The sequence below is a fragment of the Streptomyces sp. NBC_00203 genome (assembly GCF_045206325.1).
In the GTDB taxonomy this organism is placed as follows: Bacteria; Actinomycetota; Actinomycetes; order Streptomycetales; family Streptomycetaceae; genus Streptomyces; species Streptomyces lutosisoli.
The window spans coordinates 10,568,261-10,582,067 of record NZ_CP108126.1 but is presented as its reverse complement, the minus strand read 5'-3'; the positions used below and the strand labels follow the sequence as shown (position 1 = coordinate 10,582,067).

The window sequence follows — 13,807 nt, the reverse complement described above, 5'->3', positions numbered from 1 at the left end:
AACTCCTGTGAGAGCAGGGGCAATACGGGCCCTTGCGACGTGAAATGGGGCGGCGCAGGGTGTCGGGCGGCCCTAACGGCCGCCCTGTTCACTCCTGGACCTTGCCGCCCGTGATGCGGGAGATGGCGAGGGCGACCAGGATGATCAGGCCATTGAGGGCGCCGATCCACTGGGCGGGGACACCGCCCAGGGTGAGCACGTTCTGGATCATGAAGAGCAGCAGGATGCCGCAGAACGCCCCGAACATGGTGCCCTTGCCGCCGTTGAGGCTGATCCCGCCGATCACGGCGGCGGCGAAGACGGTGAAGATGTAGCCGTTGCCCTGTGCGGAGGCGACGGAGGCCAGCCGTCCGGAGAGCATCAGCCCAGCGAGGGCGGCGAGCACGCTGCCGGTGACGATGACGATCCACAGCACCCGGTCGGTGCGGATGCCGGCCGCCTTCGCCGCGTCGACGTTGCCGCCGATGGCGTACAGCGAGCGGCCGAAGCTGGTCCAGCCGAGGACGACGATGGCGACGGCGAACAGGACCAGGCAGATCCAGATGGAGGCCGGCATCCCGAACCATTCGGCGGTGCCCAGGTAGAGCATCGAATCAGGCAGTTGGAAGAAGGTCTGGCCGCCGGAGATGCCCGTGAGGACACCGCGCAGCACGATCAGCATGCCCAGGGTGACGATGAAGCCGTTGAGACCGAAGCGGATGATCAGCAGAGCGTTGATCACGCCGACCAGCGCGCCCACGGCAAGCGTGACCGGGATCGCCCAGGCGCCGGACAGCAACCCGAGACCGTGTCCCGCGCCGGTCGGCACCACCAGCCAGGCCGCCACGCCGGGCGCGAGGCCCATCGTGGACTCAAGGGACAGGTCCATCTTCTTGACGATCAGGATCATCGCCTGGGCGAGGACCAGCAGGGCCATCTCGGACATGGTCTGCAGGACGTTGATGAGGTTGTCGGCCTGCAGGAAGACCGGGTTGACGATCTGGCCGACGATCGCGATGACCACGATGGCAGGGACGAGCGCGAGATCGCGTAGGCGCGCCAGGGGTATCCGGCCGCCGAGCAGCGTGGTTCGCTTCGCTACCGTTTCCCTGGGGGCCGCGGTGTCCGCGAGGACGGTTTCAGGCATTGAGGTCCACTCCTTCCATCGCGGCCACGAGGTCGTGGTCGTGCCAGCCGCGGGCGATCTCTGAGGTCACACGGCCCTGGAACATCACCAGGACCCGGTCGCACATGCGCAGATCGTCGAGTTCGTCGGAGGCGATGAGCACTCCGGTGCCGGTGGCCGCGGTCTCCTCGACCTTGCCGAGGAGGAATTCCTTGGATCGCACGTCCACGCCCGCGGTTGGGTTGATCAGGACCAGCAGACGCGGGTCGTTCGCCAGGGCGCGGGCCATGACGACCTTCTGCTGATTGCCTCCGGACAGGGCGGAGACGGGCAGTTCGGGACCGGGGGTCTTGATCGCCAGGTACTCGATCATGCCCTCGGCGAGCCGGTCCCGGCGGCTGCGGCTGAGGAACCCGTTCGAGCCAAGGCGCTTCGGTACGGACAGGGTTGCGTTGTCCGCGATGGACATGTCGGGCACGAAGCCCTGGTGGTGCCGGTCCTGCGGAACGAACCCGGCACCGGCGGCGAGCGCCGCGGGCACACTGCCCGGCCGGGGCTGCCGCCCGGCGATCTCCACCTCGCCCGCAGCTGCCGCCCGCAGCCCTACGACGGTCTCGGCGACCTCGGTACGTCCGCTGCCGGCGGCGCCCGCGAGGCCGACGATCTCACCGGCCCCGACCTGGAAGCCGACGTCGTCGTATGCGTCGCCTCGCAGAGCATGGACGCTCAGTGCGGCCGTGGCGCCGGGAGCGAGGGTGCTCGCCCGTTCCTCGCGCCGGCCGGCTGCCGCCTCACCGGTCATGGCGGCGACGAGTTCGACGCGGGGGAGCTCCGCGACCGGCGCGGTCACGATGTGCCGGGCGTCGCGGAAGACCGTCACCATGTCGCAGATCTCGTAGACCTCCTGGAGATGGTGGCTGATGAACAGGAAGGTCACGCCCTGGCGTTGCAGGTCGCGGATTCGGCCGAAGAGGCGGTTGATGGCTGCCCCGTCGAGTTGGGCGGTCGGCTCGTCGAGGACGATGAACCGCGCGCCGAAGGACAGCGCGCGGGCGATCTCGACGAACTGCCGCTGTTCGACGCTCAGTTCGCCCGCAGGGGTGTACGGGTCTACGTCCACCGACCAGGTCGCCAGCAGTTCCTGGGCGCGGCGACGGGTGGCCTGCCAGCTGATGAGCCGGCTGCGTCCGTGGTCGTGCCGGTGCAGGAAGAGGTTCTCGGCGACGGTCAGCGTGGGGATGATCGTGGACTTCTGGTAGACGCAGGCCACGCGTTGCCGCCAGGCGTCCCGGTCGGCGGGCCGGGGAGCCGGCTCGCCGCCGAAGGTGACCGTTCCCTCGTCGGGGGTCTGAAGGCCGGTGAGGACTGACACCAGGGTCGACTTGCCCGCCCCGTTGCGGCCGACGAGCGCGTGGGTCTCGCCGGGCCTGATGGTGATCCGGGCGCCGTTCAGGGCCACCGTCGGACCGAATCGTTTGACTATGCCCGTCGCCTCGACGACGGGCGGGTCCGAGGGGGCCCGTCCGTCGTCCGCCGGGGCGGGCACGGGGGTGACCGCTCGCTCCCCGTCGCTCATCTCAACCGCCTTGTTCTCGTGAGCCGTTGCGTGCCGGAGGAGGGATCAGCCGAGGTTGTTGCCCCACAGCGACTTGTCGTCGCTCTTGACGCTGGGCACACCGCCATAGGTGGCGCCGTCGGAGGTGACGAGCGGGGCGGAGAGCTGGTCCTCCAGCACGCCGTCACGGACCTTGATGATGGTGCTGTCGTGGTCGGTCTTGCCGGGCTTGAACGTCTTTCCATCGATCGCGGCCTTGAGGTAGAACAGGGCGTACTTGGCGTAGAGGTCGGCAGGCTGGGAGACCGTGGCGTCGATCTTCCCGGCGGCGATGGACTTGAGCTCCTCGGGGATGCCGTCGTTGGATACGACGAAGACGTGCTTCTTGTCCTTTGGGTCGACCAACAGGCCCTTCTGCTTGAGGACTTGGAGCGTGCCGGACAGGGCGAAGCTGGCCTCCATGTAGACACCCTTGATGTCCGGGTGGGCGGTCAGGTCGGTCTGCAGCTTCTGCGCGGCGACGGCCCCGTCCCAGTTGGTGGCCTCGCCGAACACCTTGATGCCGGGGTAGTTCTTCTTCATGCAGTCGTTGAACGCCTCGGTGCGGTCACGGCCGTTGATGGAGTCGAGGCCGCCCTCCAGCATGACGACCTTGCCCTTGCCGTCGAGCTTGGTGCCGAGGTACTGACACGCCTTCTCGCCGTAGGCCCGGTTGTCGGCGCGGACGACCATGTAGACGTTGCCGGTGTCCGGACGGGTGTCCACGGTGACGACTGGGATCTTCTTCGACTCCAGCTGCGCCAGGGTCGGTGCGATGGCGGCGGTGTCCTGCGGGGCCATCGCGATGCCCTTGACGCCCTGGCTGATGAACGTCTGTGCGTTGGCGGTGAGTTTGGCGACGTCGTTCTGCGAGTTGGTGGTCTTGAGCGAGAGGCCGAGCTTCTTGCCGTACTCCGGCGTGTACTTGATGTACGAGTTCCAGAAGTCGGTGTCGGAGCGCGGGTAGTCGACGCCCACGAGCGGCGCGTCACCCGCCGACGCCGACGTGGAGCCGCTACTGCACGCACTGAGCAGCGCGAGCGCGGACAGGGTGGAGACGGTGGAACAGAGGGCGGTTCTCAGTCTCATCGGTGCTTCCTCGCGCCGGTCCCGTAGTGGGAAGGTTTCGCTTCGACGACATCCATGTATCGCCGCGCAGTAGAGATGGGATGTTTATAGAGCGACTTTCGGCCGCTTGTCCACCCCTCTGTACAATTCACGATGAAGTCCCAGCTCGTAGACGCCTGCGAGTACAGGAGGGGTATCCACAGGGGAGTATCCATCCCATCAATCGTCGCCCCTTGATGGCTCACGGCTGACCATGAAGCACTGCAAGACATGCCATGTTTACGTGATCGCAATGCACAACAGATCAAGACAAATCCATCATCTCGCCCGAAGCATTGGTCACTTTCATCCCTGCACGCTGGTTGACATCCCATGGCGGCATGGCCGACCTTCATGCGTGGCCCTGTATTCCCCCTGTCCCCTTCCGCATCAGGGATGTGTCCATGTCGAGCTCGATCAACAGACGTCAGTTCCTGGCCTCCGCAACCTGCGTGGCCACGGCGGCCGTTGCCGGAGGTGTGTTCAGTGCCGGTGTCGCCGAGGCGGCGCCCAGCACCTACACGCCCGACTGGAACTCGGTCGACCAGCACCCTCCGGCCCCGGAGTGGTTCCAGGACGCGAAGTTCGGGATCTATTTCCACTGGGGCGCCTTCAGCGTCCCCGCCTACGACAACGAGTGGTACCCGCGGAGCATGTACCAGGCGGGCAGCAACGCCAACCAGCACCACATCGCGACCTACGGCCAGCCATCGGCATGGCCTTACCACAACTTCATCAACGGAGCGAAGGACCTGGCGGGCAACACCGTGAAGTTCGCGCCGAAGCTGAAGTCGGCCGGCGGAAAGTTCGACCCCGACGAATGGGTGCAGCTGTTCGTCGACGCCGGCGCCAGGTTCGCCGGCCCGGTCGCCGAGCACCACGACGGCTTCTCCATGTGGGACAGCCAGGTCAACGAGTGGAACTCGGTGGACAAGGGTCCGGGACTGAACCTGCTGCGGCTGTTCTCCACGGCCATCCGCGCCAAGGGCCTGAAGCTACTGGTGGCCATGCACCACGCGTACCACTACAACGGCTTCTACGAATTCGTCCCCGCCCAGACGGACCCCAGCCTCAAGAAGCTCTACGGGCAGCTGGGTTCATCCGCGGAGAACCAACTCTGGTTCGACAAGCTCAAAGAGGTCATCGACCGCGCCCAACCCGACATCCTGTGGCAGGACTTCAAGATGGACGCCGTCGACGAGACACAGCGCCTGAACTTCCTGGCGTACTACTACAACCAAGCAAACAGCTGGGGCCGTGAAGTCGTCGCCACCTACAAGGACGGCATGAACGGCAAGGGCGAGGTCTTCGACTACGAACGCGGCGGCCCGGCCGACATCACCACCCCGTACTGGCTGACCGACGACAGCATCTCCAGCTCCAGCTGGTGCTACACCCAGGGCATCGGCTACTACACCATCCAGCAGATGCTGCACTCGTTCATCGACCGGGTCAGCAAGAACGGCAACGTGCTGCTGAACATCGCGCCGATGGCCGACGGCACCATCCCCCAGGCGCAGAAGGACATCCTGCTCGGGATCGGAGACCACCTGAAGCGCTTCGGCGAGTCGGTGTACGCGACCCGCGCCTGGACGGCATACGGCGAAGGCCCGACGAAGATGGGCGGCGGTGCGTTCACCACCCCGCACGCCGGCACGCCGCAGGACATCCGCTTCACTCGCAACAAGGCCGACAACGTCCTGTACGCCACCGTCCTGGGCTGGCCCGGCAGCTCCCTGACGATCAAGACCCTCAGCTCGGACCGGATCAACCTCTCCTCGCTCACCTCGGTGAAGCTTCTCGGGAACACCGCCGGCACCTATATCGACCTGCCCACGCCGGCCCAGAACTCCTCCGGCCTCACCGTCACCCTGCCGTCCTCGGCGCCGTACAGCGCGGGCGCCTACGCCCTGAAGCTCACCTTCTCCGGCACGATCCCGGGCCTGCGGCCGCTCGCCGGCGCCATTGCCTTCACGGACGTCAACTACACCGGCGACGCCGCCGTCCTCACCGTCGGCGACTACACCGCGGCCGACCTGACCGCGGCCGGACCGGGCCCACGCACCCTCTCCTCCCTCCGGCCGGCCCCCGGCTACCAGGTGATCGGCTACTCCGGAGACAACTTCGCCGGTACCTCCTGGACCTTCACCGCCGACAACCCCGACCTCAGGGTCACCGGCAACAACGACCAGATCACCTCACTTAAGGTCCAGTTCAACCCGGCGACGTACTTCCGGATCACCAACGCCACCAACGGCCTCGCCCTGGACAGCGGCGGCAACGTCGCCTCCGGCTCCAACCTCAAGCAGTGGACCTGGGACGGCAGTTCGAACCTGCAGTGGCATGCGGAGGCTGTCGGAGGCGGCTACTACAGGCTGGTCAACCGCACGAACGGCATGGTCGCCGACGGCTGGGGCGCCACCGCCGACGGCTCCGCCGCCAGACAGGCCGCCTGGAACGATGGCACCAACCAGCAGTGGACGATCACCCACCGCGGCGGCGACCACTTTTCCATCACCAGCCGCACCACCGGCCTGGCCCTCGACGGCGGCGGCAACGTCGACTCGGGTTCCATCACCAAGCAGTGGACCTACGGCAGCAGCACCAACCTGCTGTGGACCTTCACCGCGCTGTAGCCGGCAGAGCCCGCTACCGCTGACGTGGCGGCGCACACCCGAAAGGGACACGAATGCAAAGAGATGGCATGCATATGACATTGGGCGCGTCGTGGTGGGGACGCGGGCGGCGTACGGGGGTGCTGACCGCGGTGACCGCCTTACTGGCGGCGTTCCTGACGGGACTTGGTGCCGCGGGGACGGCGCGGGCGTCCACGGTGGATACGACCGTGTCGTATGTGCTGGTCAACCGTGGCAGCGGCAAGGCGCTGGACGTGGCCGGGGCGAGCAGTGCCGACGGAGCGGGTCTCACGCAGTGGACGCGTACCGGCAGTGCCAACCAGCAGTTCCGGTTCGTCGACTCGGGCGGGGGCTATTACCGGCTGAAGGCGCAGCACTCCGGCAAGGTGCTGGACGTGCTGAATTACTCCGGCGCCGACCATGCGGACATCGTGCAGTGGAGCGACCTCAATGGCACCAACCAGCAGTTCCGGCTGGCCGATTCCTCGGACGGTTACGTCCGGCTGATCAACCGCAACAGCGGCAAGGCCGTCGAGGTCGACAACGCCTCCACCGCGGACGGCGCCAAAGTCGTGCAGTTCACCGACTGGGGCGGAGCCAACCAGCAATGGCAACTGGTCCGCGCGACAGGAGTACTGGCACAGGTGCACACCGCTGGGCGGGTCAAGGACGCCGGAAACACCGTGCAGTACAGCTGGCCCGGCGTGTACTTCGAGGGCACGGTCAGCGGCACCGGCGTGGGCATCGTGCTGGGCGACTCGGCCGCCGACTACGACGTCCAGATCGACGGAGCCACCATCGCCACGCTCGTCACGCCCGGCAACACCACGCACCGGATCAACGGCCTGCCGAACGGCACGCACACCGTCCGGCTCGTCAAGCGCAACGACACCCCGGGGGACACCAGCACGTTCGGAGGCTTCGTCGCCGCGCCCGGCGGTGCCGTACTGAGCAAACCGGCCGCCCGCAACCGCCAGATCGAGTTCATCGGCGACTCCCTCACGGTGGGCTACGGCAACCTCTCGACCTCCCGCACCTGCACCTCGGACCAGCTCAAGCGGAACACCAACACCGACGTGAGCTACGGCGCCCTCACCGCCCGGCAACTGAACGCCGACTACCAGATCAACGGCTACTCGGGCCTCGGCATGGTGCGCAACTACAACGGAGGCCGGACGGACGTCACGTACCGGACCTTCTACGACCGTGCCCTGCTGAACGTGTCCGGCGACGTCTGGCAGAACCCGGGCACCTGGCGCCCCCAGGTCGTGGTGGTCAACCTGGGCACCAACGACTTCTCGACCGCCATCAACCCCGGCGAGCCGTGGACACCCGACAGCCTCGCGGCCGCCTACCGCAGCGCCTACGGCGACTTCCTCCAGAAGCTGCGCACGCGCTACGGGGCCACCACCACCATCGTGGCAGTAGGCGCCGGCCCGTACGCCGAACACGTCCAGCAGGTCGTCAAGGCCCGCAACGACGCCGGCGACAGCCGGGTCCGCTCCTGGTCCCTCGACGACTCGGGCCTGGACTTCCTCGGCTGCGACTGGCACTACTCGGCCCACGACGACCGCCTCATCGCCGACCGGCTCACCTCGTTCATCGCCGGACTGCCGACAGGCTGGTGACGGCACCGACCACCCAGGAGCACCACAGGTCCGGCTACGGGACATCGGCGGACGTGCCGCGGTGGTCGTCGAGCGGGGCGCGCAGGCGCCGGCCCCGCTCAGCCCCGCACCCGGCGGTCAGGAACGCACCGGCCGGGGCGCCGTGGAGCAGAAGCGGACCTACGCTGGAAGCCGTGGCTGAAATCCAGCCCTGACGGACACAGCTGTCAGGACGGAGGCGTAGCGCGTGGACGCGGCCGGCAAGCAGGATGCCCGCACTGCCGCGCTCGTGGTGGGCCCGGACGGCGTGGTGAGCGGCTGGAGCGAGAGCGGGCAGTTGCTGCTGGGCTGGACGGTGGAGGACGCCGTCGGCCGCCCCGTGACCGACCTGCTGGCCGCTCCCCCGCCACCCGGCTTCCCTGAGAGCTACGGCAGCGGCCCCGACCACACGGGGCTCATCGCCCTGCGCTGCCGGGACGGTTCCACGGTGGACGCCTTGGTGTCGGCTCACCCGCTGTTCGGCGCCGACGGCCGGGCGCTGGGCCATGCGGTGACCGTCCAGCGCTGGGAAAGCCGCCCGGTGATCGCCGATCTGGCCTTCGAACAGTGCCCCTTCGCTCTGGGCGTCTACGACCCCGATCTGCGGTTTCTGTGGATCAACGCCTCCTCGGGCCGGGTGATCGCGCACTCCGAGGAGCAAGTGCTCGGTAAGAAGTACCGCGAGGTGCTTCCCGAATTCGACCGCTCGCTGTTTCCCGAAAGGGACGACAAGCCCTACACCGACCAGCTCTCCGAAGTGGCGAGGACAGGCAAACCCGCACGTCTCATCACCGTCTTCCACCCGCTCGGCAGCGACTACGCCAACGCCTGGGCCACCAGCATCTGGCCAGTCCGGGATGCCGAGGGCAGGGTCCGCGCGGTCGCCAACTGGGGATTCGACATGAGCGCCGAGTACTGGGCCAGGCAGCGCCTGCTCATGCTCAACGAGGCCAGTCGTGGCATCGGCCGGACGCTCGACGTGATCGGCACCGCCCAGGAACTGGCCAGGACCCCGGTGCCGGGGTTCGTCGACCTCGTCACCGTAGATCTCTTCGACGAGGTACTACGCGGAGAGGAACCGCCTCTTTCCCCCGCCTCCGTCTCCGGCGAAGCCATCGCGCTCAGCCGCGCCGCCCAGCACAGCGCGAAGTGTGACACCGACCGGGCTGCTGGGCCCCCGGTGCCGGTCAGTCACGCTCCCGGTTCCGTCGCCGCCCGCTGCATGGCCACCGGCAGGTCCACGGTTCAGCTCGCGGGCGAACCCGGCCACGGCGGCGAATGGGCCTTCGGGCCCGGGCTCGCCGCCGATCCGGCCCACTGGCCGCCGGGCAATCCGTTGATCGACAAAACCATCACCGCGGAGGGGCTGACCGGCCGGATCACCGTGCCGCTCCGGGCCCGCGGCGTGCTGCTCGGCGTCGTCGCGTTCTCCCGCAGCGACCGGCCCGAGGCCTTCACCGCCGACGACCTGATCCTCGCCGAAGAGCTGACCGCCAAGGCAGCCGTCGCCATCGACAACGCCCGCCGGTACTCACGCGAGCGCACGACCGCGCTGACCCTGCAACGCAGCCTGCTGCTGCAACGGCTGCCAAGCCAGGAGGCGGTCGAGGTGGCATCCCGCTACCTGCCCGCCGGGACCGACGCGGAAGTGGGTGGTGACTGGTTCGACGTCATTCCGCTCTCCGGTGCCCGGGTCGCCCTGGTCGTCGGCGATGTGGTCGGTCACGGCCTGCACGCCGCGGCCAGCATGGGCCGGTTGCGCACGGCGGTCCGCACGCTCGCCGACGTGGACCTGCCGCCGGACGAGCTGCTGACCCACCTGGACGACCTGGTCATCCACCTCGCCAGCGACCTCCAGCCCGCCGGCCACTTCCAGCCGACCGGCGAGTTCGGGGCCACCTGCCTGTACACCGTCTACGACCCGGTCTCCCGCCGCTTCACACTGGCGAGCGCAGGCCATCCGCTGCCGCTCATCATCTCCCCGGACGGCACCAGGACCCCGGCACCAGCACAGCCGGGACCACCGCTCGGCATCGGCGGGCTGCCCTTCGAGGCCACCGAACTCGAACTGCCCGAGGGCAGCCTGCTCGCCCTCTACACCGATGGACTGGTACAAAGCCGCGAGCGCGACGTCGACCAGGGAATCGCCGAACTGCAGCAGGTCCTGAACCACTCGGCCGCCTCGCTGGAGGCCCTGTGCGACACGGTGACGACCGCGATGCTTCCCGAACGCCGCACCGACGACGCCGCCCTGCTGCTCGCCCGCACACACGCGCTGGATCCCCACCATGTCGCCGACTGGGACGTCGAGCCCGACCCCGCGCAGGTGCCGCGCGCCAGGAAGTTCGCCGTCGACCAGCTGGAGGCCTGGGGCCTGGAGGAGGCGTCATTCGTCACCGAACTCGTCGTCAGCGAGCTGGTCACCAACGCCATCAGATACGGCGAGCCGCCGATCAGGCTGCGGCTGATTCGCGACACCTCCCTGATCTGCGAGGTCTCCGACGCCAGCAACACCGCCCCGCACCTGCGCCGGGCGCGCGCCTTCGACGAGGGCGGCCGGGGCCTGCTGCTCGTCGCCCAGCTCACCCAGGGGTGGGGTACCCGGCACACCACCGGCGGCAAGACGATCTGGTGCGCACAGACCCTCACCGAGCCCGAGCCCGAGCCGCGATGAGATCCGAGCCCGGGGTCGTCGCCGGGCTCCCGGATCTCACACGAGGTGATCTACGAAGCTCTGTGGTCCGGCGGTGAGAGGCTCGGCCACTTTCCAGGCGTGCCACTGGCCGAGCCGTACGCCATCACGCCCCGGCGGCCCCGATGAACTCGCGCACGGCGGTGGTCGGGTCTCCAGAGCGGACCAGTGCCTCGCCGACCAGTACCACGTCGGCTCCCCAACCTCGGTACTCCGCGACGTCCTTCGGGCCCGTCACTCCTGATTCCGCGACCCGGACCGCGCCTTCGGGGACATCCTTCACGAGGTCCGCGAACACGGTGCGGTCCACGTCCAGCGTTGTCAGGTCCCTCGCGTTGATGCCGAGGAGCTCAGCTCCTGCGGCGGCAGCGCGCCGCACTTCGTCAACCGTGTGCGCCTCCACGAGCGGCGTGAGACCCAACTCTTTGCACAACCCCATCAAGTCCGTGAGCCGGCCGTCGTCGAGCGACACGACCATGAGAAGCGCAAGATCGGCGCCGTGGGCGCGGGCTTCCCACAGCTGATAGGGGTCGACGATGAAATCCTTGCGCAGCACGGGTACGTCGACCCGGGCGCGTACGGCGTCCAGATCGGCGAGGGAGCCGCCGAAACGCCTGCTCTCGGTGAGCACGCTGATCGCAGCGGCACCGCCGGCCGCGTACCGGGCCGCGAGGGACGCGGGATCGGGGATGTCCGCCAGCGCGCCCTTGCTGGGGCTCTTGCGCTTCACCTCGGCGATGATGGACACCCCGGGCGCCCGGAAGGCGGGCAGGGGGTCAAGCGCGGGTGCCGCGTCCGCTGCGCGGGAGCGCAGCTCCGCCAACGGCGTCGCACGCTTGCGCTGTTCCAGATCTTCGCGAACTCCCGCGAGGATCCCGTCAAGAACGGTCATTGCCCTCTCCCTGTCGAATCGACTGATCCATCACCCACGTTCAAGTCGGTCTCGGAACGCGGGTTGTTCGGATCGATCATGGCGAGAGTATCGGCCTGCCTCGGAGCGCGGGAACTGAACTTCTCGTGGGCACTCGGTGAAGTGCGGTGATCTTGGACCTGGCGACGTCTGCCGCCCAACGGCCTGGCCAGGCCACCTCGGCGGGAAGCCGATCCCGGGCCGGGCGCGATCGGCAGGGTCGAACTCCAGCAACCAGACATGGGATGTTGAAGGATCAGCGCAGGAGAGGGAGAGAGCGGCGAACAGACCGCCGGAGCCGCCGGAACAGCGGCGACGGGACGAAACCACGCAGCACTCACCCTTGTGTCGCCGATCCCTGAATTCTGGCATCCATGGGATGTCCAGCCAGGGATCTGCGTAATATCTGTACGAGTGCGCTTGAGGGGGTCGGCCAGAGTCGAACCCGCTCCGCACAGGAGGGCCGGGGCACACGGGACGCCGCCGGATGGCTCGATGTTGCCATCACTCACAGCACAAGAGGCTCTCCACCACGCCGTTCTGACGTTTCATCAGCCGGCCGTCGACGTCAACAGGGCGGCACGACGGCCGAGTTGCTGACTCGAACGGCGATGCAGCCCCGTTGATCAGCATTCACTCGTCATGAGAGGACGCCCGCATGAGAAAGTCTTGCACTCTATCCCTCATCGCTCTCGTCACTGCCGCGCTCGAGGTGACGGCGGTTGGTGCGACCCCTGCCGCCGCCGCCTCGACCACGCCGTTGCGGGTCATGCCGTTGGGCGACTCGATCACCTGGGGTGAAGGAAGCAGTACGGGCAACGGGTACCGGGGTCCGTTGTGGGACAAGCTTGCGGCGGACGGCCATCCGCTGGACTTCGTCGGCACGTTGCGGGGCGGTTCGATGTCCGACCCCGACAACGAAGGCCACTCCGGATACCGCATCGACCAGATCGCCACCCTCGCCGACGCCTCGCTGACCCGCTACCGGCCCAACGTCGTGACGCTGGAGATCGGCACCAACGACCTCAACGGCAGCTACCAGCCCACCACTGCCAGCGCCCGGCTGAAGTCGCTGGTCAACCAGATCACCGCCGCCGCCCCCGACGCGACCGTCCTCGTGGCCTCCCTGGTCGTGTCCACCAGCGGCTCGGTGGAGCAGTACCGTGCCGCGTACAACCAGGCCATCCCCCAGATCGTGAGCGAGGCCCAGGCCACGGGCAAGCATGTCGCGTATGTGGACATGAGCAGCCTGACCACGGCCGACCTGGCCGACACCCTGCATCCCAACGACTCGGGCTACCGGAAGATGGCGGACGCCTTCCACCGCGGCATCCAGGCCGCGGACAGCGCCGGGTGGCTGAGGAACCCCGCCCCCGCCGCCGCACGCATGGAGTCCGGCATCGCCGGCAAGTGCCTGGATGTCAACGGCGCCGGCACGGCCGACGGGACCGCCGTCCAGATCTGGGCTTGCGGCGAGGGTGCCAACCAGTTCTGGTCCGCCTACACCGACGGCACCCTGCGCTCGATGGGCAAGTGCCTCGACGCCGCCGGCGGAGGCACCGCCAACGGCACCAAGGTGCAGATCTGGGCCTGCCACGGCGGCTCCAACCAGGTCTGGCAGCCCCACAACGGCGGTTACCGCAACCCCGCCTCCGGCCGCTGCCTCGACGATCCGGGCTTCTCCACGGCCGACGGCACGCAGCTCGTGCTGTGGGACTGCCAGGGCAGCTCCAACCAGAAGTGGACCACTCTGCCCGCCGGATGACCCCCGCTTCCGGGACCTGAGCCGCTCTGCGGGCTTCGGTCCCGGGCGACAACGATGCCGGGAGACGAACGGTCCCGGGAGCACATCGGTGGCGGGCAGTGCCGGACGCGGCGCCCGCCGTGCCTGGAGTCGCGCACCCCTCGGAAGCTGAGTGTGGGGCCGTCCCTGAAGCATCAATGTCGAAGCGCTTCGACACCAGCATTCTCCCTGATGGGCTGCCAATGGACCAGCAAAAGAAAGAGTCCCTCTTGTAGCGGCTCTTGTTTCGCACGAAACATGTCCGTTAACTTGCGCCTGGGATTGAAGCGCTTCGACAGTCGCCGCAGGAACACGATTCAACTCTCCGTACCCG

General features: G+C 68.0%; 8 protein-coding genes. 4 read left to right on the top strand and 4 right to left on the bottom strand.

Going from position 1 to position 13,807, the window contains the following annotated elements:
• Nucleotides 1–88: 88 nt before the first annotated feature.
• Genes OG975_RS46960 through OG975_RS46950 form a run of 3 tightly spaced genes read right to left on the bottom strand, consistent with a single transcriptional unit; the run spans nucleotide 89 to nucleotide 3,788 of the window.
• Nucleotides 89–1,126 (bottom strand): ABC transporter permease, encoded by a 1,038-nt coding sequence (locus OG975_RS46960; RefSeq protein ID WP_327426910.1) that lies wholly within the window; start codon nucleotides 1,124–1,126, stop codon nucleotides 89–91.
• Nucleotides 1,119–2,681: a sugar ABC transporter ATP-binding protein gene (locus OG975_RS46955; RefSeq protein WP_406335940.1), complete on the bottom strand. Its 1,563-nt coding sequence runs from the start codon at nucleotides 2,679–2,681 to the stop codon at nucleotides 1,119–1,121. Before OG975_RS46955 ends, OG975_RS46960 begins: the two co-directional genes overlap by 8 nt.
• A gap of 45 nt (nucleotides 2,682–2,726) precedes the next feature.
• Nucleotides 2,727–3,788 (bottom strand): sugar ABC transporter substrate-binding protein, encoded by a 1,062-nt coding sequence (locus OG975_RS46950; protein ID WP_406335939.1) that lies wholly within the window; start codon nucleotides 3,786–3,788, stop codon nucleotides 2,727–2,729.
• Between the two features lie 422 nt (nucleotides 3,789–4,210).
• Between OG975_RS46950 and OG975_RS46945 the strand changes: the two genes are divergently transcribed.
• The 3 genes from OG975_RS46945 (at nucleotide 4,211) to OG975_RS46935 (ending at nucleotide 10,762) form a co-directional block, all read left to right on the top strand.
• Nucleotides 4,211–6,442 (top strand): alpha-L-fucosidase, encoded by a 2,232-nt coding sequence (locus OG975_RS46945; protein ID WP_406335937.1) that lies wholly within the window; start codon nucleotides 4,211–4,213, stop codon nucleotides 6,440–6,442.
• Nucleotides 6,443–6,516: 74 nt separating this feature from the next.
• Nucleotides 6,517–8,070 carry an RICIN domain-containing protein gene (locus OG975_RS46940; RefSeq protein WP_406336760.1) on the top strand — a complete coding sequence of 518 codons (1,554 nt, stop codon included), beginning with the start codon at nucleotides 6,517–6,519 and terminating at the stop codon, nucleotides 8,068–8,070.
• Between the two features lie 226 nt (nucleotides 8,071–8,296).
• On the top strand, nucleotides 8,297–10,762 hold the full coding sequence (locus OG975_RS46935) for a SpoIIE family protein phosphatase (RefSeq protein WP_406335936.1): 2,466 nt from the start codon (nucleotides 8,297–8,299) through the stop codon (nucleotides 10,760–10,762).
• A gap of 124 nt (nucleotides 10,763–10,886) precedes the next feature.
• On the opposite strand, the gene trpC is transcribed toward OG975_RS46935, so the two are convergent.
• On the bottom strand, nucleotides 10,887–11,672 hold the full coding sequence (gene trpC, locus OG975_RS46930; RefSeq protein WP_406335935.1) for an indole-3-glycerol phosphate synthase TrpC: 786 nt from the start codon (nucleotides 11,670–11,672) through the stop codon (nucleotides 10,887–10,889).
• A gap of 676 nt (nucleotides 11,673–12,348) precedes the next feature.
• On the opposite strand from trpC, the gene OG975_RS46925 reads away from it, so the two are divergent.
• A complete protein-coding gene (locus tag OG975_RS46925; RefSeq protein ID WP_406335934.1) occupies nucleotides 12,349–13,455 on the top strand; it encodes a ricin-type beta-trefoil lectin domain protein in 1,107 nt (368 codons plus the stop codon).
• Nucleotides 13,456–13,807 lie beyond the last annotated feature (352 nt).

Coding starts and splice junctions, on each gene's coding strand:
- OG975_RS46960 (WP_327426910.1), bottom strand. CDS start 1,126: ATGCCTGAAACCGTCCTCGCGGACACCGCGGCCCCCAGGGAAACGGTA.
- OG975_RS46955 (WP_406335940.1), bottom strand. CDS start 2,681: ATGAGCGACGGGGAGCGAGCGGTCACCCCCGTGCCCGCCCCGGCGGAC.
- OG975_RS46950 (WP_406335939.1), bottom strand. CDS start 3,788: ATGAGACTGAGAACCGCCCTCTGTTCCACCGTCTCCACCCTGTCCGCG.
- OG975_RS46945 (WP_406335937.1), top strand. CDS start 4,211: ATGTCGAGCTCGATCAACAGACGTCAGTTCCTGGCCTCCGCAACCTGC.
- OG975_RS46940 (WP_406336760.1), top strand. CDS start 6,517: ATGACATTGGGCGCGTCGTGGTGGGGACGCGGGCGGCGTACGGGGGTG.
- trpC (WP_406335935.1), bottom strand. CDS start 11,672: ATGACCGTTCTTGACGGGATCCTCGCGGGAGTTCGCGAAGATCTGGAA.
- OG975_RS46925 (WP_406335934.1), top strand. CDS start 12,349: ATGAGAAAGTCTTGCACTCTATCCCTCATCGCTCTCGTCACTGCCGCG.